We start from the raw sequence: 24110 nt of genomic DNA, 5'->3' as shown, positions 1-24110 counted from the left end.
CGCGTAATGGGTGGTTTTGGTATCGACCTCGGAACGGCGAACACGGTCGTCGGCGAGCCGGAACGAGGGATCGTTCTCAACGAACCGTCGGTGATGCTGGTGAAGCGCACCGCACCAACCAAGGCGGTCCTGGTCGGGTCGCAGGCTCGCGAGCTGATCGGGCGCACACCGCACGGTTACGAGACGCAACGTCCGCTGCGTGACGGCGTGATCGTCGACCTGGAGTCGGCACGCTCCTTCATCGGCGCGATCATCCGCAAGGTCGCGCACCGCTGGTGGCTCGGCCTCCGCCCGCGAGGCGTGATCGCGGTGCCAGCGGGAGCGACCGCGCTGGAACGCCGCGCGCTGCTCGAAGTCGCGCACGAGGCGGGGTTGCGCAAGGTCGCGCTGATCCCAGAGCCCGTCGCGGGCGCCCTCGGCTCCGGCATCGACCCGCTCGAGCCACGCGCGCATCTCGTCGTCGACCTCGGTGGCGGCACGGCCGAGATCACCGGGTTCTGCTTCGGCGGCATCCTGACCCACCGCAGCTGCCGCGTCGCGGGCGACGAGCTCACCAACGCGCTGTATCAGTACCTGCGCGTCGAACACCAGTTGGTCGTCGGTGAGCTGACGGCGGAGGATCTCAAGAAGCGGCTGCACGAGGGTGACGCGGACGAGCCGCTTGTCGTGGAGGGCCGCGACGCCGCGAGCGGGCGTGCCCGGCTGGTGACGCTGGAGACCGAGGAGGTCGTCGACGCGCTACGGCCGACGACCATGGAGATCGTGCACACTCTGACGGCGTGCCTCGAGGACCTGCCGGCGCAGGCTGTCGGCGACGTCATGTCGGAGGGCCTGCTCGCCATGGGCGGCGGGTCGATGCTGCGCGGCTTCACACAGTTGTTGGAGGAGTCGTTCGGCTTCCCGGTGAAGACGGCGGAGCGTCCGCTGACGTGCGTTGCCGAGGGTGCCACCCGCGCGTTGGAGCTGCCGGACGTCCTGACCGTCTACGGCGACTGACCGGCTGGCTGGCGCGGGCCGGTGCGCACCCCCAGCCAGCGCACCGGCCTCCACGGCTGTCAGTTCGGCCGACTTCGCGCCGTCCCGGCACCGCGTTAGAGCCTCGCGGCGAGCCGGGTGCCCTGGTCGATGGCGCGCTTGGCGTCCAGCTCAGCGGCCACGTCCGCGCCGCCGATGACGTGTGTGCTCACGCCGCGCTCGGTGAGGGCGTCCGCCAGGTCGCGTTGCGACTCCTGCCCCGCGCACACCACGATCGTGTCGACGTCGAGCACCCTGTTCTGCTCATGTTTCTTGCCGTAGGAGATGTGCAGACCCGCGTCGTCGATCCGGTCGTAGCGCACGCCGCTGACCTGCTCGACCCGCTTCGCCTTCAGCGCCGCGCGGTGCACCCAGCCGGTCGTCTTGCCGAGCCCCTTGCCGATCTTGGACGTCTTGCGCTGCAACAGGTAGACCGTGCGCGGGGACGCCTCCGGTGCTGGCTTCGCCAGACCGCCGCGCGCGGCGGCAGGGTCGGTAACGCCCCACTCGGTACGCCAGGCGTCGACGTCCAGGGTGGGTGAGTCGGCGTGCGTCAGGAACTCGCTGACGTCGACGCCGATGCCGCCCGCACCGATCACCGCGACCCGCTCCCCAACCGGCTTGCCGTGCCGCACGGCGTCCACATAGGACAGGACGGATGGGTGGTCGATACCGGGGATCGACGGCACCCTCGGCGTCACGCCGGTCGCCACGATCACCTCGTCGTAGCCTCGGTCGGCGAGGTCGTCGGCGGTGACACGAGTGGACAACCGCAGCTTGACGCCGGTCCGCTCGATCCGTTTCGTGTAGTAGCGGATGGTCTCAGCGAACTCCTCCTTGCCGGGGATCTTGCTCGCGATATCGAACTGCCCGCCGATCTCGGCTTCCGCCTCGAACAGCTCGACGTCGTGACCGCGCTCGGCGAGCCCAGTCGCCGCCGACAACCCGGCAGGACCCGCCCCGACGACAGCGATGCGCTTCGCATGGCGAGTCGGCAGCAGGTTCAACTCGGTCTCGTTGACCGCACGTGGGTTGACCATGCAGGTGGCCTTCTTCAGCGAGAAGGTGTGGTCAAGACACGCCTGGTTGCATGCGATGCAGGTGTTGATCTCGTCGGAGCGGCCGGACTCCGCCTTGAGTACCCACTCCGAGTCGGCGAGGAACGGTCGCGCCATCGACACCATGTCGGCATCGCCGCGCGCCAAGACCTCCTCCGCGACCTGCGGCATGTTGATGCGGTTCGACGTGACGACAGGGACGTCGACGTGCGGCTTGAGCTTCGCGGTGACGTTGGTGAACGCCGCTCTCGGCACCGACGTCACGATGGTCGGCACCCGCGCCTCGTGCCAGCCGATGCCGGTGTTGATGATCGTGGCGCCCGCCGCCTCGACCTCCTTGGCCAGCGCGACGACCTCGTCCCAGGTCTGGCCACCGTCGACAAGGTCCAACATGGACAGTCGGTAGATGATGATGAAGTCGTCACCCACCGCGTCGCGGGTCTCGCGCACTATCTCCACGGCGAGTCTGCGGCGATTCTCCGGCGAGCCGCCCCACGCGTCCGTGCGCTTGTTGGTGCGCGGCGCGAGGAACTGGTTGATGAAATAGCCCTCGGAGCCCATGATCTCGACGCCGTCGTAGCCAGCCTCGCGGGCGAGCGCCGCGGCGTTGGCGAAGTCCGCGATCTGGCGGCGCACGCCGCGACCGGACAGTGCCCTCGGCCGGAACGGGTTGATCGGAGACTTGATCGACGACGCGGACACCGACAGCGGGTGGTACGAGTAGCGGCCCGCGTGCAGCAGTTGCAGCGCGATCTTGCCGCCCGCCTCGTGCACGGCATCCGTGACCGTCCGGTGATTGCGCGCCTCGGCGTGCGTGCTCAGCTTCGACGCGAACGGATAGAACCAGCCGGTGCGGTTCGGGGAGAAACCACCGGTGACCATCAGCCCGACGCCACCCCGTGCCCGCTCGGCGAAGTAGGCGCCGAGCTTGTCGAAGTCCGACGCGCGGTCCTCGAGGCCGGTGTGCATCGAGCCCATCAGCACGCGATTGCGCAACGTCGTGAAGCCGAGATCGAGCGGCTGCAACAAGGTGGGGTACTCGGTCATGGTGATCCTTCGGTGTCGGCCGTGCGGTGGGGGGTGTCATCGGCTCGGGGACCGTCGGTGGCGGCACGGTCGCGGTGGAGGGCGGTGAGCAGTTCGTCGCACCACTCGAGCTGGCCCTGCTCGGCCCTGATACCGCCGCGCAGGACGAGGTACTGGTGCAACCGCTGCCCCCGCAGACCGGCGGGGTCACCGAAGTCGCGCTTCTCGATGACGCGGTAGACGTCGAGCCGCTCGGCATGGTGCGCACGGTGCCTGGCGATCTCCTCGATCACGACATCGGGATCGCCGAGCGACGCGCCCCTGATCTTGACGGCGAGTTCGCTGCGCACCGTGACCGGCTCGGTCGGCTCGGCGAGCCAGCGAGAGAGTTCCGCCCTGCCGCCGTCCGTGGCGCGGTAGACCTTCTTATCCGGCCTGCCCTCCTGCGCGACGTCGGTGACGGTGACCCAGCCGCGCTCCACCATGCGCTTGAGCGTCCGGTAGATCTGCTGGTGGCTGGCCGCCCAGAAGAAGCCGATCGACCGGTCGAACCGCCGCGCCAGCTCATAGCCAGACCCGGCCCGCTCCTCAAGCGAGACCAGGATCGCGTGCTCCAGCGCCATGGCGGGAAGATTACTATGCAACTAGGCGCATAGCAACTAGTTGCATAGGTGCCACGATGTGGATCGTGAGGCAAAGTGGTCGCTATAACGACCAAAACGTCTCATGATCCACCCGGCGCGGCCGTCAGCGTCGTTCACCGCACGACGTCACCGCGCGCTCAGACCCCGCTAGACGCGCGATGCTTCGCGCCACCGGCCGGCGCCTTGCCGGACGACGCCGCGCCATCGGTGCTGGGGCCGGAGCCGCCGTCGCCCGCCGAGCCCGCACCGGACGCCGTGCGGCGACGCACGTTCGGCGCACCGTAGGCGGCCATCGCGTAGCACCAGCCGTAGAAGCCGATCAGCACCAGCCACGAGGTGTTGACGACGCCGTACGCGGCGGCCCACAGCCAGCTCGGGACGTCGTCCTTGATCTCGCGCTGCAGGAACTCGCGCTCAGTGATCAGCTCGACGGTCTCGCCGTCACCGGTCACGATCTGCCGCCCCTTTGCCGACTCGATGGCCGGGTCGTTCGGCGCGTGCAGCGGCAGCGCCATGTGCACCGTCGGTGCCTGGTGCAGCCGGATCAGCGTCTTCCAGTTGCCGTAGAACGGCAGTTTGTGCTCGGAGACGTACTCGCCGGGCGTGCCGGTCGGCACCATACGCACCCGAAGCACACCAGGCGCGTCGCCCATCGGATCGCGCGGCAGGTCCGGCTCCGCGTTGGCATGCCGACCCTGCCAGGCCAGCGCGTAGAACCACACCGCGTCGTCGGCCGCGGCGGCAGGCTCCATCGTGACGGCAACCCGCGCGAGGCACTTCTCCTCGCCGTCGCACTCCTCCGCCTGGCGACCGTCCTCGTACGTGACGTCGCTGAGCTGGACCGTGCCGGTGATCCCGTGGTTCGCCGTCGGTGGCGCGAACACCGCCATCAGTGCGATGAACACCAGCGCACCGGCCAGCCCCGCGCCGTGCTTGCGGAGCACGCCGCCCTCACTTGGCGAGGTCAGCGCGACCTGACGGCGCTGCCAGAACCCGAACAACGCGCGTCCCGGCGCGACCGCGAACCCGAGCCGCCCCCTGCGTAGCACGGACTCGAAACCGTCGAAGGACGTCTCGTGGCTGACGCCGTCACGGCTGCCGATCCGCTCCAGCATCCGGACGTGCCATCCGGCGAGCAGACCACCGCCGATCGCGGCGGCCGTCGCGACCGCCAGCATCAGCGGCAGCGCGGACGCGGGCAGCGGCTGCGGCAACGGCATGAAGACCTTGCTCCACTGCCACTCAGCCAGCATGCCGAGCGTGCCGACCAGCACACCGGACGTCACGCCGAACGCGATACCCCTCCGAGGCGAGACGACCAGCGCGACCAGCTCGATCAACACCGCCGACGGGAGGAACAGCAGGAACCGGGCGAGCAGGACGTCGTCCAGCAGCGCGGTGGTGCCCATCAGGAACAGGTGCGCGCCGATGTAGATGCCCCAGGCGAGCAGCGCGCCGCCGGGCCCGAAGTAGGCGCGGACGGCGGTGAAGATCCATCCGATCAGGAAGCCGGCGATGATGAACTGCGTCGCGGCCGGGAACTGGGGCACACCGAGGTCGAACTCCATCAGGAACGCGAACGGCACGATGCACACACTCAGCGCGATGGCGCTGCGGAGCTTGCCCGCGAACCCGAGTGCGCCGGGGTAACCGAGCTGGCGCGCCTCGGCGAACAGCAGCGGGATGCCGAGCACGCAGGTGACCGCGCCACCGATCATCATGATGTGGGTCGGGCCCCACTCGGTGACATCCTGACCGAACAGCCGGTGCCAGACGTCGTCGGCCGGGAAGCCGACCAGCGCGATCGCACCAGCCGCCGTGATGATCATGGCGCCCATCGGGGCGTGCCAGCCGGGTGCGATGCGGAAGCTGCGGCGCGGGAGCTGGCCCTTGGCCAGCGTCATGCTGATGATGCCCGCGCTGAAGAACCCGAGGATCGCCAGGAAGATCGGGTAGTGCGACGGGTTGGCGAGCGGTCCCTCGTCGCGGCCGTTCTGCATGTGGGTCGCGACGTCCCACCACACGCCGAAGCCCGCGGTGAGCAGCGCGGTGATGGTCAGGTACGACGGCAGCCCCGCCCAGCGCGGTAGGCCGTCCTTGCTGGCGACCCAGTCGGCGGCGCGGCCGATTACCGTCGGCTTGCCCGCGCGTTCGCGAATCAGGAACCACCCGACGGGCAGCATCACGCCGAGGCTGATCACGAGTGCGATCAGCACCTCGCCAATCGCGGCACCACCAGCCGGTGGCGCGGGTAGCGGCTGTTGCGCGACGAACATCGGTGTTCCTCTCCGGGTCCTGCGGGCGACACGGCCAGCGAGCCAGCGCAAGCGCTGTTACCTATCGTAGCTGTGACTGGAAGTTACAGGTAACTATGGTGCCACGAATAGCACGGAGTAAGCCAGATCACCATCGGGTCATTCGCCGTGCTCATCACAGTTGTTCGCACATCACCGGAAGACCAGAGCGTTGACCAGCAAATCTACTCATCGGTAGCTTTTATCTAGACGGACGTCTAACCGCCGTCACCGACCGCGAGAGGTGCCTCATGTCGACGTCGCCGCAGTCCATGCTGGCTGAGCCGTTCACCCTGCCCTGCGGGGTGACACTGCCGAACCGCATCGCCAAAGCCGCACTCAGCGAAGGCCTCGGCGACAAGCGCAACGCGCCGAGCCCCCGGCTGCGCAGACTGTACGAGCGCTGGTCGACGTCTGGCGCCGGACTGCTGGTCACCGGCAACGTGATGGTCGACTACGACGCGATCGGCGAACCCGGCAACGTCGTCGTCACCGACGACCGCGACAGCACGGCGCTGTCCCAGTGGGCCGCCGCTGCCACCGCCAACGGCGCACACGCCTGGGTACAGATCAACCACCCTGGACGTCAGGTGCCCCGAACGCTCAACTCGCGACCGGTGGCACCGTCGGCGATCGGCGTCGATCTGCCCGGCGGCACGTTCGGCACTCCGAGGGCGCTCGAACATGACGAGATCGTCGACATTATCGACCGGTTCGCCGCCACCGCGAAGACCGTGACCGCCACGGGCTTCACCGGCGTGCAGATCCACGCGGCACACGGCTACCTGATCAGCCAGTTCCTCTCGCCGCTGTCCAACCACCGCACCGACGACTGGGGCGGCACGCCGGAGAAGCGCCGGCGGTTTCTGCTCGAGGTAGTGCGCGCCGTCCGCACCGCGATCGGCGCCGACGTCCCGCTCGGCGTGAAGCTCAACTCGGCGGACTTCCAGCGCGGCGGCATGACAGAGGACGAGTCGCTGCACGTCGTGCTCGCCCTTGCCGACGAGGGCATCGACCTGCTGGAAGTATCCGGTGGCACCTACGAGTCCGCCGCGATGATGGGAGTGTCGTCGGAGCCGGTCAAGGAGAGCACGCGGAAACGCGAGGCGTACTTCCTGGACTACGCCGAGCGTGTCAGGGCCGCGACGTCGTTGCCGCTCATGCTGACCGGCGGGTTCCGCACCGCCGAAGGCATGGCCGATGCTCTGGCCTCCGGCGCGGTCGACGTTGTCGGCCTCGGCAGGCCGCTGGCGCTCGAACCGGACCTGCCCGCCCGGCTGCTGTCCGGCGCCACCGCGGCCAGCGACGTCCAGCCCCGCCGCATCGGCATCCGCGTGCTAGACAGCGCCGCCGAACTGTCGTGGCACACCGTCCAGCTCTGGCGGATGGGCGACGGTAAGGACCCCGCGCCGCGCAGACATCCGCTGCGCAACCTCGCGCAGTACTTCGCGACCACCGGCGTGCAGAGCTTTCGCAGGCCGAAGCGCGGCTTCAGCGGCTGACGACGGCTCGCGGCCCTGGTACCGGCGGGCGAGCGCTGGAAGACTGGCCGTATGTGCCGCAACATCAAGGTCCTGCACAACTTCGATCCACCAGCCACCGACGACGAGATCCACGCGTCCGCACTGCAGTACGTCCGCAAGATCAGCGGGTCATCGAAGCCGTCGGCCGCCAACGCCGAGGCGTTCAACACGGCCGTCGCCGCCATCGAGGAGGCCACCCGCACGCTGCTCGACTCGCTCGTGACCACCGCACCACCGAAGGACCGCGAAGTGGAGGCCGCGAAAGCCAAGGAACGCGCCGCCCGCCGGTTCGGGTGACGCGTGGCTCGGCCATCTCCGGATCTCGGGATCGTCATCGTCGACGCACGGCGTCGATAGGGTGGACGCCATGCCCAGACTCAGCAGAGCGGAGAGCCAGGCGCGCACCCGCGAGCAGCTCATCGCGACCGCGAAGGAACTGTTCCTGCGGGACGGCTACGGCCCGACCTCGCTGGACAAGGTCGCCGACGCCGCCGGGTACTCCAAGGGCGCGGTGTACTCCAACTTCCGCAACAAGGATGAGCTCTGCCTCGCCGTGCTCGACGACATCCATGCCGAGCAGGCCGCCCGCATCGCCGAGGTGATCACCGGTTCGACCACCGTCGAGGAACGCCTCACCCGGTTTCAGGAGTGGGCGGAACGCAACATCGGCGACCAGGCATGGACCGCGCTCGAGGTGGAGTTCGCCGTCAACGCGCGCCGCGACGAGCGGCTGCGCACCGAGCTGGCGCGCCGCGACAAGGGCATCCGCGACATCATCGCGGGTCTGGTCACCGCCAACTCGACGGAGTTCGGCCTCGACCTGCCGCTGTCGTCGGACGACGCGGCGACCGCGCTGCTCAGCCTTGGCATCGGGCTCGGCATCCAACGTGCCATCGATCCCACCATTCCGGTCGGTGTGCTCACCGACGTGATGCGACTGGTCGCTGGCCGCGCGGTCAGCGAGCGCTGAGGCGGCGTTCCAGCGCCGCGAGGTCGGCCTCGGTGTCGATGTCGGCGGGATCAGCGACGTCGCCGCACTCCACCTCGGTGACGACCTCGGGATGCGCTCGCAGGTAGGCCCGCGCGCCGACGTCGTCATGGGCCGCGTCGGCGGCATCGGCCCAGAGTTCCCTGCGCAACAACACCGGGTTGCGCTGCCTGCCTTCGTACGTGGCGATCGCGGCCCGCGCGCCGCTCTGATAGGCGGCGATGAGGCGGCGCACCACGTCCGGGGTGATCAGCGGCTGGTCGACGAGTGCGAGCACGACGGCGTCGACGTCATCAGGCAGCGACGCGAGCCCCGCCCGCAGCGATGAGCCCATTCCGGTGCGCCAGTCCGGGTTGTTCACCAGCGTGACGCCGGGCAGCTCGACGTCCACCGCGCCGGTCACGACGTGCACCGGGGCACAGCCGGCCTCGGTGAGCACCGCGACGCCACGCGCGGCCAGCGACGTCCCACCCAGCTCGACCAGCGCCTTCGGCCGCCCGAGCCGTGAGCCCTCGCCAGCTGCCAGCAGCACCCCCGCGACCGTCATCCGCACCTCCTGTCTCAGTCACCCGTCCGCGCGAGTTCCGGCACCGGGACTCGCCTACGAGAGCGCGACACCGCCACCCCCGCCAGGCACAGCACACCACCAGCCAGCGTCAGCAAGCCAGGCACCTCACCCAGCAGCGCCCACGACATCAGCACGACCAGCGCGGGAGCGACATACGTCGTCGAACACATCTTGCCGGCCGTCGTCCGCGCCAGCGCCGTCCCGGACACGCCGACGCTGGCGGGTTTCCGCCGTGGCCCTGCCGCTGTCTTCACTCGGCCGTGCAACCGATCACTCGCGCGATCTCGTCAGGGAGGCGACAATCCTGACGAGACGGGAGCGACGCCATGATCGAACATCCGACCCGAGTGATCCTCGCGGCGAGTCTCGCCGGTGCGCTTGCCATCACGGCATGCGGGACGCCACAAGCGCCCGCCGCCAACGGCAACGCTAGCACCAGCGGCGACCCCGCCGTCAGTGACGACCAGCGCTACACCGCGACGGGAACGGTGCTGGAGAACGAGTCGCACGGCCCGCAGCTCTGCGGCGTCGTCGCGACGTCCTACCCGCCACAGTGCGGTGGCCTGGACATCGTCGGCTGGGACTGGGACGAGGTCGAATCGCAGGCACAAGGCGACGTCCAGTGGGGCGAGTACACGGTCGTCGGCACATGGGACGGCGAACGGCTGCACCTCACCGAGCCCCCTTCGCCGCCGGAGCCACCCGCCGAACCGACTCCTGGTGAGCCCGCTGACGAGAGCACGACGCCGTGCGAGGAACCCGATGGCGGCTGGCAAGACGTCGATCCCGACAAGGCCGGCCCCGAAGACCAGCAGCGTGCGATCACCCGCGCGCGGACGGCCTCCGAGTTCGCCGGAGCCTGGCTCGATCCACTTGGCCCGCCGCGAAAGGCGGTGCTGAACGTGAGCTTCACCGGCGACCTCGCCGCCAAACGCGAGTGGATCCGTGAGGTGTGGGGCGGCCCGTTGTGCGTGAGCAAGGCCGAACGCAGCTACGAACGGTTGGAGGAAGTCCAGCGGGAGATCAAGGACGTCCCCGGCTTCATTTCGGGCGGCATCGACGAACCTGGCAACGTCGTGCGGCTTGAGGTCTACGTCGCCACCGACGAACTGCGGGACGAACTCGCTGACCAATATGGACCGGGAACGGTCGAGTTGACCGGTTTTCTGCAACCGGTGGACTGACCGGCCCCGTCGCCTCGCCCCGCCCTATCGGGTCGATGCGCTAGCATGCACCCCCTGCGCGCAACACGAATGGGGGACACACGATTCATGATGCCCACGCCAGGTTTCAGCGGCTGGGTACCGCCCAACGGAATGGCCACCCCACCGCCACCCGCACCACGGCCCCGTAAGCGGGTCCGGCTGCTGGTCCTGACGCTGGTGCCCACGCTGGCGGCCGGCGGCGCGGTCGCGGCGGCCGCGCTGCTGATCCCGCCGCCAAGCACGCCCGGACAAGCCAGTGCATCACCAGGGCTGATCGCATCGCGGTCCGAGCCCACGACAACCACTACCACGCCACCCAAGCCGCCCGCGTCTAGCGAGCGGCCCCGGCCACACGGACGCGTCGTCAAGACAAAGGACGGCAAGAGCGAACTGACCGTGCCGAAGCACTGGCGCAAACCAGGCAAGGACGCCGACCTCGGGGACCTCGCACTCAAGATCGGCGACCCGGACCAACCGCGGTTCGTCGTCGTGGTCACCGCCAACAAGCGAAACTTCGCCGGTTTCGGCGAGTTCGCTGCGCTGGTTCACGACTCGGCACGGTCCAACCTCAAGAAGATGCGGGTCAAGCACAAACGCCACCTGACCGTGAACGGCATGCCCGCGGTGCGCTGGCACTTCGTCGGCAGCTCCGGCGGCACGCGGTTCGTCTACTGGGCCACCGCCTTGCGAGGCGACAAGGCGTTCTACGAGGTCATCGGCGCCACGACACCGTCGCATGCCGCCAAGGCGGGGCCGGTGATCCAGCAGGTGATCAACAGCTTCCAGGAGACGGCGATCGACGTCTGACTCAGCCGACGACGATCTCGCCGGACGAGTTGACCTCGACTTGCCGCTTCGGCAGCGGATCCGAGGCAGGGCCCTGCGCGACCGAGCCGTCAGCGGCGTTGAACTTGCTGCCGTGACAGCCGCAGTTGATCGTGCCGCCCTCGACCTTCTCCACGATGCAGCCCTGGTGCGTGCACACCGCGCTGAAGCCCTGGAAGTCTCCCTCTGACGGCTGCGTGACGACGACCTCGGCGTCGGCGAACACCGCCCCGCCGCCAACTTGGACGTCGCTGGCATTGCCCAGCACGGTGCCCGTCTCCGGCGCGTCGCCCCCGCTACTGCCACCGTTACCGCCGTTTCCACCGCCGTCGCCGCTGCCGCAGGCGGCGACCCCCGCGACGCCAGCGACCGCGAGCGCGCCCGCCCCGGCGACGGCCGCCCTGCGCGGGATCGACGTTTCAGTGGTGTCCTTGCTGTGGTGGTTCTGCGGCATGACTCGTCCTTGTCGTCGGGGTGACTCGTTACACCCTATTCGTACGAGACCCTCGGTGCGGATTTCACGCTGACACGGAAATTTTCGGCGTGCGCCGCGAAACTTCTCAGCGTTCGGGCGACGGTTGCCGCAGGATACGGCTAGCCAGCCAGGAAATCTGTCGCGCGACCTCTGCCGCTGGCGCCAATGGCATGACGAGGTGGCTGACCACCAGCCGAACGATCGACTCGACGACGAGAGTGCGCTCGGCCTCGTCGAGTTCGATCTCGGGCCAGTGATCGTTGAGGTACGTCAGCAGGACGCGGGTCGCGGCGGCCAGGATCGGCCCTGAGCGGGTGGTGACGAACGGCAACAGCTCGGTCGCACCACCGCGCGTGGCGGTCAGTATGGCTTTGAGCAGCGGGTTGACCTCGGCTTCGCCGAGCGTGTACTCCACGGCCGCGGTGATGGCGTCGAGCAGGTCGTCAGGGTGCTGGTCCAGAATGGCGGCGATACCGTCGAGGAACCGCTCCGCCTCACGCATGGCGAGCGCCTCGCCGAGGCTGGTCTTGTTGCCGAACTCGTTGTAGACGGTCTGCCTACTGACACCGACCGCACGGGCGACGTCGGCCATCTTGAGCTGGTTCCACCCGCCAGCAACGAGGGATTCGGACGCCGCATCGAGGAGCTGCTCACGCAGCAGCGACCGCACCGATTCCCGGAACGTCGAACGCGCTGTCGCCACGACCCCAACTGTACGGGGCGGGCGCCTCACTCAGGCAGGCGACGGCGACCGGCGAAACCCAGATCACGCCGGTGGTACCAGTCGATGCCGTCCTCGCCTTCCAGCCAGCACAGCAGCACCTGCTCCCCGTCCAGCTCGGACGGGAAGTCGAGCAGCAGCGGCGCGAAGCCCTTGATCTCGGCGCCGGACTCCTGGATGAGCGTGATCAGCTCGTCAAGACGCGCCTGCTTGGCCTTGAGCTCGGGCAGCCCGCCAAGGTCCGAAGGGCTGCCGCCCGGCGACGTCGCCACCGCGAGCTCGGCCGCGTCCGCCCGCAGGGTGACGACCTCGTCGATCACCGGACGGAGCTGGCGCAGCTCCGCACGCGCTTCCTCCACCGTGAACAGCGACATGTCCTGAGCGTCCCACGTGCGCCCCCTGGAGGTCGTGTCCCCCGTTCCCGACGCCGTGTCCCCCGTTCCCGACGTAGTTGATCACGCCTACTCGCGTTCTTGCGCGAAAATGTCTGGTTAACCCGATTTCGCGAACAACAGCGCGAGTAGACGTGATCAACTTTCCGGGGGTGTCACTCCCGGAGCCAGGCCTTCGCCTCCCGCACGCCGTCCACCGTCAGCTGGTGTCCGCCAGGATGCCGATGGATCCGCACTTCGGCCGAGCGTGCCCGCAGGTCCGCGACCAACTGTTCCGTCGATGGCAGCGGCGCCATGGGGTCCTGCTCGCCGTTCGACAGCAGCACCCGCGTGCCGGTCAGGTCACCCTCCGGCGGGTCGGGCAGCGGGCGCATCGCGGCGAACGCCGCCACCTCGCGCAGCGCGTCCGGTCGCAGCAACACCGTGGCCACCGCGATGTTCGCGCCGTTGGAGAACCCGACAGCGACGAGCCGCCGCCCGCCGAAGCCGTACTTCTCCCGTGCGGCGACCAGGAAGTCCGCGAGTTGGTTGGCGCGCACGACGACGTCCTCGTGGTCGAACACGCCCTCGGCGAGCCGCCGGAACCAGCGCGCCATCCCGTTCTCCGACACCGGGCCAGCGGGCGCCAACACTCCGGCGGCGGGCTCCAGCTCGCGCGCGAGACCGAGCAGATCCTGCGGCGACCCGCCGGTGCCGTGCAGCAGCAACAGTACCGGCGCGTCGGGGTCGCCCTCCGTGTAGGAGTGCCGGAGACTCAGGGCCGCCGTCATGCCCGCAGCCTTTCCGCGACCTCGGGGTTGTTCTCGTCAGGCAGGTTCAGTTTGGGCAGCGCCGCCTGGATCTGTTCCCGGTTTGGCTCCAGCCACGGCGGGAGCTTGAGCGCCTGGCCGAGTTCGAGCAGCGGCTCATCGATGTTGAAGCCGATGTCCTCGGTCGCGATCTCCAGCAGCGTGCCGCCCGGCTCGCGGAAGTAGATCGAGTGGAAGTACTGCCGGTCCATGATCGCGGTGACCTGGACACCCTTACCTACGAGTTCCTCCCGCCACGCGCGTTGTGTCGCGTCGTCGGGCACCTTCCACGCGACGTGGTGCACGGTGCCGCCCGCGACGAGGCCGTCCGGCGCGTCGGGGGTTACCAGGACGTCGACCAGCGCACCTGGCCCACCGTCCGCGGCCTCGAACCGCAGCCGGTTGCCGTGCTGGCTGTGGAACGTCAGGCCGAGATTGTCGGCGAGCATCGACGCGGTCGCGGCCTCCTTGGCGACGGACAGCGTCACCGAGTGCAGACCGCGTATCGCGTGCTCGGCGGGAACGAACGGCGTGTCCCACGGATCGCGGGGGTCACCTTGTGGGTGAGCTACCAGCGCGAGTTCCAGGCCGTCCGGGTCTCGGAAGGACAGCGTGTCCTCGTTGTCCGTGCTGGTGACGCGGCTCGTCTCGATCCCGGCGTCGGCAAGGTGCTGTTGCCACCACCCGATCGAGTTGGGCGGGACGGAGAACGACGTCGTGGTGGCTTGGCCGTTACCCTGCCGCCCGCCCGGCACGTCGCGCCATGGAAAGAACGTCAGCAGCGAGCCGGGCTTGCCGGACTCGTCGCCGTAATAGAGGTGGTAGGTGCCGGGATCGTCGAAGTTCACCGTGGTCTTCACCAGCCGCAACCCGAGGGTGCGCAGGTAGAAGTCGGCGTTGCGCTGCGGATCGCCACCGATGGCGGTGACGTGGTGCAGCCCGGAGGTCCTGATCGCCATGTCGTGCTCCCTTCTCGTCGATCCCGGCACCAACGCCTCAGCTGACCTTGACCGCCGAAACCTCGAACTCGAGGGTGACCTTGTCGCCCACAAGCACGCCACCGGTCTCCAGCGGGGCGTTCCAGGTGACGCCGAAGTCTTTACGGTTGATGACCGTCGCGCCCTCGAAACCGACGCGGTCGTAGCCGAACGGGTCTTTGGCACTGCCCTGGTACTCGAACGGCACTGTCACCTGCTGGGTGGTGCCCTTGATCGTGAGGTCACCCGTCACGTCGTACGTGTTCTCACCAGTCTGGGTGATGCTGGTCGAGGTGAAGGTGATCTCCGGGTAGTCGTCGACCTGGAGGAAGTCGTTGTTGCGCAGGTGCGCGTCGCGGTCGGCGTTGCGGGTGTCGATGCTGTTGACCTTGATGCTGACGGTCGCGCTGGACTGGCTCGGGTCATCGCCGTTGATGACGGCGGTGCCGGTGAACTCGTTGAACGCTCCCCGCACCTTGGTGACCATCGCGTGCCTCGCAACGAAACCGATCCGGGTGTGAGTCGGGTCCAGCTCGTAGGTGCCGGTGACCTCGCTGGTGAGAGCCGGTGCGCTTGTCGTCATGGTAAACCTCCAATTGGTTGACGTGTCATCTTCACCCTACACAACATGGTTGACGTGTCAACTATTCCGCTACACTGATGGGGTGACACGATGGCTCTCCGACGACGAACAGCGCGCCTGGCGTGCCTTCGTCTCGCTCCAAGCGAAGCTCAACGCGCAGCTCAACCGCGAACTCCAGGCGGAATCGGACCTCTCACTCGCCGACTTCGAAGTCCTGGTGCATCTCACCGACCGCGACGACGGCCGGGTGCGCGCGTTCGAACTGGCCAAGGAAATGCTGTGGGAGAAGAGTCGGCTGTCGCACCACCTCGCGCGGATGAAGCGCCGCGGCTTGATCGACCGCGTTGAGTGCGACGAGGACGCACGCGGCTCCTACATCGAGCTGACCCCAGAGGGCAGGCGCGCCATCGAACACGCGGCGCCGGGACATGTCGAAACCGTGCGCAGGCTGATCTTCGACCAGCTCACCCCGGAGCAGGTCCAAGCCCTCCGCACCATCTCGGAGACGATCCTCGCCCAGTTGCACTGACCACGCCGGACAAAAGCCACCGGAACGTGGGACGCGCACCGCGCGCGGGATCCGGTTGGGTGTTGCCTCCGTCACAGATCGCATGCGCAGCGACGACGGAAGTTCGACGCCTCCGCTTCCCGACGCGGGTACGTCGGTGGACGACTTCGTCAGCACTCTCACGCCGCGGCTCCGCACCGTGCTGCGGCGCTGCAAACTCGGCGACGCCGACGTCGACGACGTCGTCCAGGAGGTCTGGCTCCGGTTTCTCGAACATCGCGACGCGATACGGCATCCAGAGCGCGCGGCGGGTTGGCTGCGGACCATCGCCGTCCGCGAAGCCATGCGCGTGCTGCGCCACTACCGGGCCGAAAGCCCAACGGAAGACGTCACCACCGGGGTGACGCCGGACGCCGACAACCCGTGCGAGGACGTCGCCCGGCGGGACCGTGACCGAACGCTGTGGCGCGTCGTCGCTACCTTGCCCGCGCGGGATCGGCTCCTCGCCCACCTCATCGCACGGGCACCGGCGATGAGCTACGCCGATATCGCGGCGAGGCTAGGCGTTACCCCTGCCAGCGTCGGGCAGCTGCGGACCAGGTGCTTGCGGCGACTACGCCGAGCGTTGGCACGGGCGGGCATCACGGCGCCATAACACCCCGGCCACCGCGCCAGGAACCTCGTAGACGAACCGGACGTACCGCCGTCCGGCGCGATAGGGTGAACCGCGTGTCTGACCTCGTCACCGGAGAAGCCGTCGAACTCGACCTGCGACACGCCAGGGTGGCCAGCAGAGGGCTGGCGTTCGCGATCGACGCGCTCCTTCAGTTCCTCGTGCTCGTGGTGCTGTACGCGATCGTGTTCACCGGTGCCGACGTCGATCTTTCCTTACTGCTGACGATCGTCTTCGTGATCGCCGTCTTCGTCCTGGTTGGCTACCCCGTCACGTGCGAGACGCTGACCAGGGGCCGCACGCTCGGCAAACTCGCCCTAGGTCTGCGGGTGGTGCGCGACGACGGCGGCCCCGTCAGGTTCCGGCACGCGCTGGTGCGCGGCCTCGCCGGATTCTTCGTCGACTTCTGGGCGCTCGGGCTCGGTGGTTTCGTCGCCGTGATCGTGTCGCTGTTCTCGAAGACCGGCAAGCGCGTCGGCGACTACCTCGCGGGCACTGTCGTCATCAACGTGCGGTCCCCAGAGCCGCACGTCGGCGAGATCGGGATGCCGCCTCCGCTCGCGGAGTGGGCATCGCAGCTGGACCTGTCGCGCGTCCCGGACGGCCTCGCGCTCGCCATCCGTCAGTACCTCGGCCGGTTCCACACGCTCGCGCCCGAGTCCCGCGCCATCCTCGGATCGCGGCTAGTCACCGAGGTCGCCAACACCACGGGCACGCCGTGCCCACCGGGGGTGCCGCCCTGGGCATACTTGTCCGCGGTCGTCGCGGAGCGCCGTAACCGCGAGGCCGCCAAGGTGGGTATGCCGACGCCGTCGCACGCCAGACCACCGCGGCAGCCCGACGTCCCACCACAGCCCGACGTCCAGCAGCCCACCACACCCGGCTCACCTGGCGACACACGATTCACGCCGCCACGCTGAATAGACTCCACACTGGACAACACAGACCAACGACATCAGGATCCGCCATGAGTGATACCGGTTGGCACCATCCCGACCAACCCAATGACCCCAACCAGCAGCATCAGCCGAACATGCCACCGCCACCGAGCTGGCAGGCGCCGCAGCAGCCCGGCGTCGTCCCACTGCGGCCGCTGAGCGTGACCGAGATCATCGACGGCGCGGTGAAGACGATGCGCTCCTACCCGGCGGTCATGCTCGGGGTCGCGGCCATCGTCGTCACCATCAGCACGATCATCAGCTACCCGACGCAGGCGAGCATCACGAACACGGCGAACGACCTCTCGCCCGACGCGACCGGCGAAGAAGTCATGGACGCTATCGGGCCGTCGCTCAGCGGCGCCGGCATCGCGATAATCATCAGTTTGGTCGCGGGGGCGTTCCTGACCGGGTTCCTGACCACGGTCGTCGGCAAGGCGGTGCTCGGCAGGCCCGCTCCGTTCGGTGACGTGTGGGCCGAGGTCAAGCCACAGCTCGGCAGGCTGATCGGGTTGTCGCTCCTGCCCCTCGTGCCCATGCTCGGGCTCGCACTCATCGTCGCCGTCGTCGGGTTCATACTGCCGCCGCTGTTGATCATCTTTGTCCCGGCGGCGTTCGTCGTCGCCATTTGGCTGTACGTGCTGTACTTCGCGCTCGCGGCGCCCGCGCTGGTGCTGGAACGGTGCGGCGTGATCGAGTCGATCAAGCGGTCCCACGCACTGGTGCAGCGGTCGTGGTGGCGAGTCTTCGGCATCCTGCTGCTTGCCATGATCCTGGTCACCGTGATCGCGTCGGTCATCCAGATTCCGTTCGGTCTGGCGGGCGGCGGCGCAAGCGCCTTCACCGGCAGTCCTGGTGAGATCACGTTCTTCGGCATCGTCATCGGCACGATCGGCGCCATCATCGCCGGGACGATCACCGAGCCGTTCGCGGCCGCCGTCACCGCGCTGCTCTACACCGACCAGCGCATGCGCCGGGAAGGACTCGACATCGAACTCGCGCGTAACGCGGGCACCCAGCCGCCGCGGTGACGGTGGCGCTGGGGGCCGTGGACGTCCCGGTCGAACCCGGCCGGGACGAGGCGCGGGAGGCGGCACGCGACGAGCTGTCCAACCCGCTCTACCGGGAGGCAGAGCCATCGTGGTTCGAGCGGCTGATCACATGGCTCGGCGACCGGCTGGACGAACTGTTCGGGGCCGTCGCCGAGGCCGGGCCCGGCGGTGTCGTGGGACTCCTGATCGTGCTGGGTGTGCTGCTCATCGTGGTGGTCGTGATCCGGCTGCGCACCGGCAAGCTGGCTCGGTCGCCTCGCGCCGCCGAGGCTCCGCTCGGCGACGTGACGGTGCCCGCCAGCGCGCACCGGGAGGACGCGGCGGCGGCGCTAGCGGCGGCTGACCTGCGCGGCGCAGTCGTGGCACGGTTCCGCGCGCTGGCACGGGAACTCGAGCAACGCGGCGTGCTGGACGTCCAAACGGGACGCACCGCGGACGAGCTCGCGGCGCAAGCCGCCGACGCCCTCCCCGCCTGCGCCGACGCCTTGCGCGCGGCGGCACGCATCTTCGACGACGTCTACTACGGCGGCAAGCCAGCCACGACAGACGGCTACGGCGTGGTGGCGGAGACTGACGACGCGGTGCGCACCGGACGGCCCGCGCTGGCAGGGACGGCCTCATGACGGCCGCGACGCCGGTCAGCCCGGACACCCGACGGCTGTGGCGGGCCGCGCGTGGCCCGCTGGCGGTCCTGCTGCTGATCATCGCGGTGGCGATCGTGGTCACCCTGATGCGCGGCCACAGCGAGGGCGGCGCACTGGATCCGCGTTCCGCCGCGCCGAACGGTTCCCGCGCGCTGGCGCAGGTGCTCGGCGACTACGGCGTCGACGTCAGGCCGATGCACACGCTCGATACCACCAGCAGGGCAGCAGGCGACGCGACCGTGCTCGTCACCCACCCGAACACGCTGGACCCCGCCGATCTGCGACGTCTCAGCATGATCGCCGAGAGCCTCGTCCTCGTCGCGCCAAACCAGGCGCAGGCGCGCGCGGTGGATCCGGACATCGACGTCACCGGTCGCACCGGCGAGGCGACGCACGCGCCGGAGTGCGCACTGGCCGACGCGGCGGGCGACGCGACCATGGGTGGCGTCGGCTACCGAACACCGAATGGCGAGTTGTGCTACCCGACGGGCGCGGGCGCGTCGTTGGTGCGGTTTGACGACGACGGCACGCCGGTGACACTGCTCGGCACGGCGGCGCCGCTGACCAACGATGCGTTGGACGAGGCAGGAAATGCCGCCCTCACGATGCGGCTGCTCGGTGAGCGGGAGCGACTGGTCTGGTATGTGCCGTCGCCGAATGACCCCGCGCTGCGGGACGGCACGGCGTCGCTGCTTTCCCTGCTACCACGGGGCTGGCAGTACGGCATCGCCATGCTGGGCATCGCAGCCGTACTACTCGCGATGTGGCGGGCACGTCGACTTGGGCCAGTGGTCACCGAGCCGCTGCCGGTCGTGGTGCACGCGGCGGAGACCACTGAGGGCCGCGCGCGGCTGTATCGGCGGGTGGGCGCGGCCGACCACGCGGCGGAGGCGCTGCGAGACGCGACCCGGCACCGGATCGCCGCGAGCGCGGGGCTCACGGCGGACGCGGGGCGCGACGCGCTCGTGACGGTGGCGAGCAGGGGCGGCAGGTCCGCCGACGAGGTGCACTGGCTGTTGTACGGTCCGGCACCATCCGACGACGCGGCCCTCGTGCGGCTCGCGGCAGAACTTGACCGGCTGGAGAACGAGGTACGACAGGCATGACCGAACCATCCAGAGTGGACACCACCCGCGACGCGCTGGTCGCGCTGCGCAACGAGGTCGGCAAGGCGATCGTCGGCAACGACGCGGCGGTGACCGGGCTGATCGTTGCGCTGCTGTGCCGGGGGCACGTGCTGCTCGAAGGCGTCCCGGGCGTGGCGAAAACGCTGCTGGTCCGCGCGCTGGCGAAGGCACTCGACCTCGACTCCGGCCGCATCCAGTTCACACCGGACCTGATGCCGGGCGATGTCACCGGATCACTGGTCTACGACGCCCGCAGCGCGGAGTTCTCCTTCAAGCAGGGGCCGGTGTTCACCAACCTGCTGCTGGCCGACGAGATCAACCGCACCCCGCCGAAGACGCAGTCCTCACTACTTGAGGCTATGGAGGAACGGCAGGTGTCGGTTGACGGCAAGCCAAGGATGCTGCCGGACCCCTTCGTGGTCATCGCGACGCAGAACCCAGTCGAGTACGAGGGCACCTACCCGTTGCCTGAGGCGCAGCTGGACCGGTTCCTCGTCAAGCTGACCATGCCACTGCCCTCGCGAGACGACGAGATCGGCGTGCTGTCCCGCCATGCGGCCGGGTTCGACCCGCGTGACCTGGACGCGGCGGGAGTGCGGCCGGTCGCCAGCGCCGAACAGCTCGCCGCGGCCAGGGCAGCCGTCGCGGGCGTCACGCTGGACCAGCACGTCATCAGCTACATCGTGGACATCTGCCGTGCGACCCGCTCGGCGGGCGCGGTGCGGCTCGGGGTGTCGCCCCGCGGCGCGACGGCGCTGATGGCGGCGTCGCGGGCGTGGGCGTGGCTGTCCGGAAAGGACTACGTGACACCGGACGACGTCAAGACCGTCTCGCGTCCCACACTGCGACACCGCATCGAGCTACGGCCGGAGGCGTCGCTGGAAGGCGCGACCGCCGACGGTGTGCTCGACCGGGTGCTGGCCGCGGTGCCCGTCCCCCGCTGACGATGGCGCTCACCGGAAGGACCCCGCTGCTGGCGGCGATCGGCGCGGTCGTCGTCGGTGTCGCCGCGCCGTCGACGTCAGGCATCGGGGTGGTCGTGGCCGTGCTGCTGCTCGCCGTGGCGGTTGACGTGGTGCTCGCGGGTAGTCCGCGCGCGTTGCGATTCTCGCGCGCCGGGGCGACGTCGGTGCGACTTGGCGAGCAGGCGAACGTCGTGCTGCGGATCGAGAACCCCGGACGTCGAGTGCGAGGTGTGCTCAGGGACGCATGGCAGCCGAGCGCGGGCGCGGTGGCCGACCGGCATCGCATCGACGTCAAGGCTGGCCAGCGAGGTCAGGTGACGACGACGTTGCACCCGACGCGGCGGGGCGACCGGCAGGCGTCGCGGGTGACGGTGCGGTCGGTCGGGCCGCTGGGGCTCGCGGCGCGGCAGTGCTCGCACGAGGTGCCGTGGGCGGTGCGGGCGTTGCCGCCGTTCGAGAGCCGGAAACATCTGCCGTCGCGGTTGGCGCGGTTGCAGCAACTGGATGGCAGGCAGTCCGTGCTGATCCGCGGGCAGGGCACGGAGTTCGACTCGCTGCGGGAGTACGTCGTCGGCGACGACGTCCGGTCGATCGACTGGCGGGCGTCGGCACGCGCGGCGGACGTCATGGTGCGCACATGGCGGCCGGAGCGGGACCGCCGCATCCTGATCGTGCTGGACACGTCCCGGACCTCGGCGGGGCGCGTCGGGGACGTCCCTCGGCTGGACGCGGCGATGGACGCGGCCCTGCTGCTGGCCACGATCGCGTCGCACGCCGGGGACCGGGTGGACCTGGTGGCGTATGACCGGCGGGTGAAGGCGGCGGTGTCCGGGACGTCGTCGGCGGACCTACTGCCGCCGCTGGTCAACGCGATGGCGCCGGTGGAACCAGAGTTGGTCGAGCTGGACGCGCGCGGGATGGTCGCGGAAGTACTGCGCCGAATACGGCAGCGGAGCTTGGTGGTGCTGCTGACCGGGCTGGACGCCGCGCCGATCGAGCACGGACTGCTGCCGGTGCTGTCGTCGTTGACCGCACGGCACGAGCTGTTGGTCGCGGGGATCGCGGACCCGCGCGTGGCCTCGATGGCGGCGGGTCGCGGCGACGCGCAGGCGGTGTACGAGGCGGCCGCCGCGGAGCGCACCACGGCCGAGCGGCGACACGCGACGGCGCTGCTGGCCAGGCACGGCGTGAGCGTCGTCGACGCGACGCCGGAGCACCTGCCGCCCGCGCTGGCGGATCGGTACCTGGCGCTGAAGTCCGAGGGGAGGCTGTAGGGGCACGACACTGGCTGTTGGCGCTGCCGCTGCGCCGTCGTCCGTCAGGAGAGATCGAACGCGGCCTGAATAGCTGCGGCGAGTTCGCCCTCTTGGTGGGCAAGCAGGTACCCGACATGGCGCCCCAGCGCCGACGTCGGCACGGTAACGATGTTGTCGCAGCTGACCACGCTGCTGTGGTCGAGGCCATTGTCGCCGTCAACTGGCACCTCGGTCGACAAACCTCTGATCGTGCTGGTTATGGGCGCGACCGTCACGCGCGTTAAGTACGGTCGCACTGCCTCGCGGGTGAGGACGAGGACGGGGCGCGCCTTGTCCAGTTGCGCGATGTGGATCGGCCGCATCAGTCGAGGTCGTCCATCGGCACGCTGGCCGCATACTCAGCGAGCTCGTCGAGATCCCGGTCCGCGCCCGCAGCGGCAAGGATTTCCGCATCCCGCTCGGCACGACGCCGACGCCGGTCACAACCGACGGCTTGAGCCACCAGGGCAGCGCGACTTGGCGCACGACCCTCCTCGACAGCCTGGTCGATGTACTGGACCAACTCGTCAGGCAGCCTGATGGCGATCTGCTTACTCATACCACGATGGTATCAGTTCTGGGATGTGAACATCATCCCCACTTGGGATGCATCGGGCATAGCGCCATCTCTTCGGTCAGCGCGGTTCCCGCGCGGTGGTGACGACTCGCGTCGAATTGATCTACTTACCCTGGACTATGACCAGCTAGATCCGACAAAACGGACACTTCTTGGTCACAGCGCAGGGTAAGTTGATCGACACCTCGGCCCGAACGGGGCAGTCGACTCCGGTCCGGCTCGAGCGGCGGCAAAGACTCAGCCGGTCGCGGGCGCGCTCGCGCCCACCTGGCTCGCGTCGATGTCGCCGGTCTCGCCCGCCCGCGCGGCGCGACGGCCGAGCACGAAGACGTACGCCAGGAACACCACCTCGGCGAACACGCCGATACCGACACGCGCCGCCGTCGGCAGCCCGGACGGCGTCACGAACGCCTCGATCACGCCGGAGATCAGCAGCACCACGATAAGTCCGAGCGCGACCCCGATCACGGTGCGGCCCTCCTGCGCGAGCGCGGCGGACCTCGTGCGCGTGCCGGGGTCGATCACCGTCCAGCCGAGCTTGAGCCCAAGCCCCGCCGCCACGAACACGGCGGTCAGTTCAAGCAGGCCGTGCGGCGTGATCAGCCCGAAGAAGATGTCCAGCCTGCCGACCGAGGCCATCATGCCGCCCGCCACGGCGACGTTGGCGGCGTTGGCAAGCAGAATCACGATCACCGGGATGCCTAACAACACGCCAAGCGTGAGCGCGCCCGCGCTGACCCAGACGTTGTTCGTCCAGACGTCGAAAGCGAACGACGCCGCGGGCCCTGAGGAGTAGTAGCTCTCGAACTGGCCGCCCGGTGCGGTGAGTTGCTCAATCTCCTCGGGCGTGGCGAGTTGGCCGCGAACGCTCACATCGGTGGCGACCCACGCGGCGAGGGCACCGCTGACCAGCAGGAACGCCACGGCGACCGGAATCCACCACATCCGCGCGCGATAGAGCGCGGCGGGAAACCGCCGGGAGAAGAACAGTCCGAACTCGCGCCAGCTCGGGTTGTGCGACCCAGCGACAGCCGCGCGGCCCTGCGCGACCAGCGACGACAGCTTGCTCAGCAGCGCGGGGTCCGGCGCGGTGGAGCGCACGATGGAGAGGTGCGTCGCGGTGCGCTGGTACAGCGCCACCAGCTCGTCGGCCTCCGGACCGCGCAGCTTTCGCGCGTGCCGCACCAAGTACCGCAAGCGGTCCCATTCCGCACGATGCTGCGCGACGAACACGTCGATGTCCACACGGA

Annotated in this window: 28 protein-coding genes; 14 read left to right on the top strand and 14 right to left on the bottom strand. The window is 69.1% G+C overall.

From position 1 onward, the window contains the following. The first annotated feature begins 6 nt into the window (after nt 1-6). Complete coding sequence (mreB, locus tag ACFQGD_RS05810; RefSeq protein ID WP_345396008.1) at nt 7-996, top strand: rod shape-determining protein; 990 nt, start codon at nt 7-9, stop codon at nt 994-996. Nucleotides 997-1091: 95 nt separating this feature from the next. Here the strand turns inward: mreB and ACFQGD_RS05805 are convergent, their stop codons facing one another. The 3 genes from ACFQGD_RS05805 to ACFQGD_RS05795 all read right to left on the bottom strand — a co-directional run bounded on the left by ACFQGD_RS05805 (nt 1092) and on the right by ACFQGD_RS05795 (nt 6018). Next, nucleotides 1092-3119, bottom strand: coding sequence for an NADPH-dependent 2,4-dienoyl-CoA reductase (locus tag ACFQGD_RS05805; RefSeq protein ID WP_345396005.1), 2028 nt, complete (start codon nt 3117-3119; stop codon nt 1092-1094). Then, complete coding sequence (locus ACFQGD_RS05800) at nt 3116-3721, bottom strand: PadR family transcriptional regulator (protein WP_345396002.1); 606 nt, start codon at nt 3719-3721, stop codon at nt 3116-3118. Before ACFQGD_RS05800 ends, ACFQGD_RS05805 begins: the two co-directional genes overlap by 4 nt. A gap of 158 nt (nt 3722-3879) precedes the next feature. Beyond that, nucleotides 3880-6018, bottom strand: a complete 2139-nt coding sequence (locus tag ACFQGD_RS05795; RefSeq protein ID WP_345395999.1) for a hypothetical protein — start codon at nt 6016-6018, stop codon at nt 3880-3882. Nucleotides 6019-6287: 269 nt separating this feature from the next. On the opposite strand from ACFQGD_RS05795, the gene ACFQGD_RS05790 reads away from it, so the two are divergent. From ACFQGD_RS05790 to ACFQGD_RS05780, 3 genes are all read left to right on the top strand, one after another. Beyond that, complete coding sequence (locus tag ACFQGD_RS05790) at nt 6288-7538, top strand: NADH:flavin oxidoreductase/NADH oxidase family protein (protein WP_345395996.1); 1251 nt, start codon at nt 6288-6290, stop codon at nt 7536-7538. A gap of 51 nt (nt 7539-7589) precedes the next feature. Then, a complete protein-coding gene (locus ACFQGD_RS05785) occupies nt 7590-7856 on the top strand; it encodes a DUF2277 domain-containing protein (protein ID WP_345395993.1) in 267 nt (88 codons plus the stop codon). Between the two features lie 70 nt (nt 7857-7926). Then, entirely contained in the window at nt 7927-8529 is a 603-nt protein-coding gene (locus tag ACFQGD_RS05780) for a TetR/AcrR family transcriptional regulator (protein WP_345395990.1), read from the top strand. On the opposite strand, the gene ACFQGD_RS05775 is transcribed toward ACFQGD_RS05780, so the two are convergent. Together ACFQGD_RS05775 and ACFQGD_RS05770 are read right to left on the bottom strand one after the other, a co-directional pair. After that, nucleotides 8516-9094 (bottom strand): nucleotidyltransferase family protein, encoded by a 579-nt coding sequence (locus ACFQGD_RS05775; protein ID WP_345395987.1) that lies wholly within the window; start codon nt 9092-9094, stop codon nt 8516-8518. The genes ACFQGD_RS05780 and ACFQGD_RS05775 overlap by 14 nt on opposite strands. A 14-nt stretch (nt 9095-9108) precedes the next feature. Beyond that, on the bottom strand, nt 9109-9369 hold the full coding sequence (locus tag ACFQGD_RS05770) for a DMT family transporter (protein ID WP_390183634.1): 261 nt from the start codon (nt 9367-9369) through the stop codon (nt 9109-9111). Between the two features lie 72 nt (nt 9370-9441). On the opposite strand from ACFQGD_RS05770, the gene ACFQGD_RS05765 reads away from it, so the two are divergent. Together ACFQGD_RS05765 and ACFQGD_RS05760 are read left to right on the top strand one after the other, a co-directional pair. Next, a complete protein-coding gene (locus tag ACFQGD_RS05765; protein ID WP_345395984.1) occupies nt 9442-10299 on the top strand; it encodes a hypothetical protein in 858 nt (285 codons plus the stop codon). An 87-nt stretch (nt 10300-10386) separates the two neighbouring features. Beyond that, complete coding sequence (locus ACFQGD_RS05760; protein WP_345395981.1) at nt 10387-11127, top strand: hypothetical protein; 741 nt, start codon at nt 10387-10389, stop codon at nt 11125-11127. 1 nt (nt 11128) lies between these two features. Here ACFQGD_RS05760 and ACFQGD_RS05755 read toward each other — a convergent pair whose 3' ends face one another. The 6 genes from ACFQGD_RS05755 to ACFQGD_RS05730 form a co-directional block, all read right to left on the bottom strand. Next, nucleotides 11129-11599, bottom strand: coding sequence for a Rieske (2Fe-2S) protein (locus ACFQGD_RS05755; RefSeq protein ID WP_345395978.1), 471 nt, complete (start codon nt 11597-11599; stop codon nt 11129-11131). Nucleotides 11600-11705: 106 nt separating this feature from the next. Next, the gene (locus tag ACFQGD_RS05750; protein ID WP_345395975.1) at nt 11706-12323 is read right to left on the bottom strand and encodes a TetR/AcrR family transcriptional regulator; all 618 of its coding nucleotides are present in this window, start codon (nt 12321-12323) and stop codon (nt 11706-11708) included. A gap of 26 nt (nt 12324-12349) precedes the next feature. Then, nucleotides 12350-12715 carry a DUF2203 domain-containing protein gene (locus tag ACFQGD_RS05745; RefSeq protein WP_345395972.1) on the bottom strand — a complete coding sequence of 122 codons (366 nt, stop codon included), beginning with the start codon at nt 12713-12715 and terminating at the stop codon, nt 12350-12352. A 173-nt stretch (nt 12716-12888) separates the two neighbouring features. Then, entirely contained in the window at nt 12889-13503 is a 615-nt protein-coding gene (locus ACFQGD_RS05740) for an alpha/beta hydrolase (protein ID WP_345395969.1), read from the bottom strand. Continuing rightward, on the bottom strand, nt 13500-14480 hold the full coding sequence (locus tag ACFQGD_RS05735) for a ring-cleaving dioxygenase (RefSeq protein WP_345395967.1): 981 nt from the start codon (nt 14478-14480) through the stop codon (nt 13500-13502). Before ACFQGD_RS05735 ends, ACFQGD_RS05740 begins: the two co-directional genes overlap by 4 nt. 37 nt (nt 14481-14517) lie before the next feature. Further along, on the bottom strand, nt 14518-15081 hold the full coding sequence (locus tag ACFQGD_RS05730) for a YceI family protein (protein ID WP_345395964.1): 564 nt from the start codon (nt 15079-15081) through the stop codon (nt 14518-14520). An 82-nt stretch (nt 15082-15163) separates the two neighbouring features. On the opposite strand from ACFQGD_RS05730, the gene ACFQGD_RS05725 reads away from it, so the two are divergent. The 8 genes from ACFQGD_RS05725 (at nt 15164) to ACFQGD_RS05690 (ending at nt 22262) form a co-directional block, all read left to right on the top strand. Further along, a complete protein-coding gene (locus ACFQGD_RS05725) occupies nt 15164-15610 on the top strand; it encodes a MarR family winged helix-turn-helix transcriptional regulator (RefSeq protein ID WP_345395961.1) in 447 nt (148 codons plus the stop codon). Between the two features lie 82 nt (nt 15611-15692). After that, nucleotides 15693-16244, top strand: a complete 552-nt coding sequence (locus tag ACFQGD_RS05720; RefSeq protein WP_345395958.1) for an RNA polymerase sigma factor — start codon at nt 15693-15695, stop codon at nt 16242-16244. 74 nt (nt 16245-16318) lie between these two features. After that, entirely contained in the window at nt 16319-17182 is an 864-nt protein-coding gene (locus tag ACFQGD_RS05715) for an RDD family protein (RefSeq protein ID WP_345395955.1), read from the top strand. A gap of 47 nt (nt 17183-17229) precedes the next feature. Further along, the gene (locus ACFQGD_RS05710) at nt 17230-18231 is read left to right on the top strand and encodes a DUF7847 domain-containing protein (RefSeq protein ID WP_345395952.1); all 1002 of its coding nucleotides are present in this window, start codon (nt 17230-17232) and stop codon (nt 18229-18231) included. Further along, a complete protein-coding gene (locus ACFQGD_RS05705; RefSeq protein WP_345395949.1) occupies nt 18228-18875 on the top strand; it encodes a DUF4129 domain-containing protein in 648 nt (215 codons plus the stop codon). The genes ACFQGD_RS05710 and ACFQGD_RS05705 overlap by 4 nt, the downstream gene beginning before the upstream one ends. Then, nucleotides 18872-20002, top strand: coding sequence for a DUF4350 domain-containing protein (locus tag ACFQGD_RS05700; protein WP_345395946.1), 1131 nt, complete (start codon nt 18872-18874; stop codon nt 20000-20002). Before ACFQGD_RS05705 ends, ACFQGD_RS05700 begins: the two co-directional genes overlap by 4 nt. Beyond that, on the top strand, nt 19999-20967 hold the full coding sequence (locus ACFQGD_RS05695) for an AAA family ATPase (RefSeq protein WP_345395944.1): 969 nt from the start codon (nt 19999-20001) through the stop codon (nt 20965-20967). Before ACFQGD_RS05700 ends, ACFQGD_RS05695 begins: the two co-directional genes overlap by 4 nt. Nucleotides 20968-20969: 2 nt before the next feature. Next, on the top strand, nt 20970-22262 hold the full coding sequence (locus ACFQGD_RS05690; RefSeq protein WP_345395942.1) for a DUF58 domain-containing protein: 1293 nt from the start codon (nt 20970-20972) through the stop codon (nt 22260-22262). Nucleotides 22263-22306: 44 nt separating this feature from the next. On the opposite strand, the gene ACFQGD_RS05685 is transcribed toward ACFQGD_RS05690, so the two are convergent. The 3 genes from ACFQGD_RS05685 to ACFQGD_RS05675 all read right to left on the bottom strand — a co-directional run bounded on the left by ACFQGD_RS05685 (nt 22307) and on the right by ACFQGD_RS05675 (nt 24105). Beyond that, on the bottom strand, nt 22307-22606 hold the full coding sequence (locus ACFQGD_RS05685; RefSeq protein ID WP_345395940.1) for a type II toxin-antitoxin system PemK/MazF family toxin: 300 nt from the start codon (nt 22604-22606) through the stop codon (nt 22307-22309). Then, nucleotides 22606-22842: a ribbon-helix-helix domain-containing protein gene (locus ACFQGD_RS05680; RefSeq protein WP_345395937.1), complete on the bottom strand. Its 237-nt coding sequence runs from the start codon at nt 22840-22842 to the stop codon at nt 22606-22608. Before ACFQGD_RS05680 ends, ACFQGD_RS05685 begins: the two co-directional genes overlap by 1 nt. 255 nt (nt 22843-23097) lie before the next feature. Continuing rightward, nucleotides 23098-24105 (bottom strand): stage II sporulation protein M, encoded by a 1008-nt coding sequence (locus ACFQGD_RS05675; RefSeq protein WP_345395934.1) that lies wholly within the window; start codon nt 24103-24105, stop codon nt 23098-23100. Nucleotides 24106-24110 lie beyond the last annotated feature (5 nt).

Source organism: Haloechinothrix salitolerans, from assembly GCF_042662605.1.
In the GTDB taxonomy this organism is placed as follows: domain Bacteria; phylum Actinomycetota; class Actinomycetes; order Mycobacteriales; family Pseudonocardiaceae; genus Haloechinothrix_A; species Haloechinothrix_A salitolerans.
The sequence above is the reverse complement of the archived record's forward strand: the minus strand, read 5'-3'. Positions and strand labels throughout refer to the sequence as shown.

Bases quoted from the DNA above. Each gene is read 5' to 3' on its own strand.
- mreB (WP_345396008.1), top strand. From the start codon at position 7: ATGGGTGGTTTTGGTATCGACCTCGGAACGGCGAACACGGTCGTCGGC.
- ACFQGD_RS05805 (WP_345396005.1), bottom strand. From the start codon at position 3,119: ATGACCGAGTACCCCACCTTGTTGCAGCCGCTCGATCTCGGCTTCACG.
- ACFQGD_RS05800 (WP_345396002.1), bottom strand. From the start codon at position 3,721: ATGGCGCTGGAGCACGCGATCCTGGTCTCGCTTGAGGAGCGGGCCGGG.
- ACFQGD_RS05795 (WP_345395999.1), bottom strand. From the start codon at position 6,018: ATGTTCGTCGCGCAACAGCCGCTACCCGCGCCACCGGCTGGTGGTGCC.
- ACFQGD_RS05790 (WP_345395996.1), top strand. From the start codon at position 6,288: ATGTCGACGTCGCCGCAGTCCATGCTGGCTGAGCCGTTCACCCTGCCC.
- ACFQGD_RS05785 (WP_345395993.1), top strand. From the start codon at position 7,590: ATGTGCCGCAACATCAAGGTCCTGCACAACTTCGATCCACCAGCCACC.
- ACFQGD_RS05780 (WP_345395990.1), top strand. From the start codon at position 7,927: ATGCCCAGACTCAGCAGAGCGGAGAGCCAGGCGCGCACCCGCGAGCAG.
- ACFQGD_RS05775 (WP_345395987.1), bottom strand. From the start codon at position 9,094: ATGACGGTCGCGGGGGTGCTGCTGGCAGCTGGCGAGGGCTCACGGCTC.
- ACFQGD_RS05765 (WP_345395984.1), top strand. From the start codon at position 9,442: ATGATCGAACATCCGACCCGAGTGATCCTCGCGGCGAGTCTCGCCGGT.
- ACFQGD_RS05760 (WP_345395981.1), top strand. From the start codon at position 10,387: ATGATGCCCACGCCAGGTTTCAGCGGCTGGGTACCGCCCAACGGAATG.
- ACFQGD_RS05755 (WP_345395978.1), bottom strand. From the start codon at position 11,599: ATGCCGCAGAACCACCACAGCAAGGACACCACTGAAACGTCGATCCCG.
- ACFQGD_RS05745 (WP_345395972.1), bottom strand. From the start codon at position 12,715: ATGTCGCTGTTCACGGTGGAGGAAGCGCGTGCGGAGCTGCGCCAGCTC.
- ACFQGD_RS05740 (WP_345395969.1), bottom strand. From the start codon at position 13,503: ATGACGGCGGCCCTGAGTCTCCGGCACTCCTACACGGAGGGCGACCCC.
- ACFQGD_RS05735 (WP_345395967.1), bottom strand. From the start codon at position 14,480: ATGGCGATCAGGACCTCCGGGCTGCACCACGTCACCGCCATCGGTGGC.
- ACFQGD_RS05730 (WP_345395964.1), bottom strand. From the start codon at position 15,081: ATGACGACAAGCGCACCGGCTCTCACCAGCGAGGTCACCGGCACCTAC.
- ACFQGD_RS05720 (WP_345395958.1), top strand. From the start codon at position 15,693: ATGCGCAGCGACGACGGAAGTTCGACGCCTCCGCTTCCCGACGCGGGT.
- ACFQGD_RS05710 (WP_345395952.1), top strand. From the start codon at position 17,230: ATGAGTGATACCGGTTGGCACCATCCCGACCAACCCAATGACCCCAAC.
- ACFQGD_RS05700 (WP_345395946.1), top strand. From the start codon at position 18,872: ATGACGGCCGCGACGCCGGTCAGCCCGGACACCCGACGGCTGTGGCGG.
- ACFQGD_RS05695 (WP_345395944.1), top strand. From the start codon at position 19,999: ATGACCGAACCATCCAGAGTGGACACCACCCGCGACGCGCTGGTCGCG.
- ACFQGD_RS05690 (WP_345395942.1), top strand. From the start codon at position 20,970: ATGGCGCTCACCGGAAGGACCCCGCTGCTGGCGGCGATCGGCGCGGTC.
- ACFQGD_RS05685 (WP_345395940.1), bottom strand. From the start codon at position 22,606: ATGCGGCCGATCCACATCGCGCAACTGGACAAGGCGCGCCCCGTCCTC.
- ACFQGD_RS05680 (WP_345395937.1), bottom strand. From the start codon at position 22,842: ATGAGTAAGCAGATCGCCATCAGGCTGCCTGACGAGTTGGTCCAGTAC.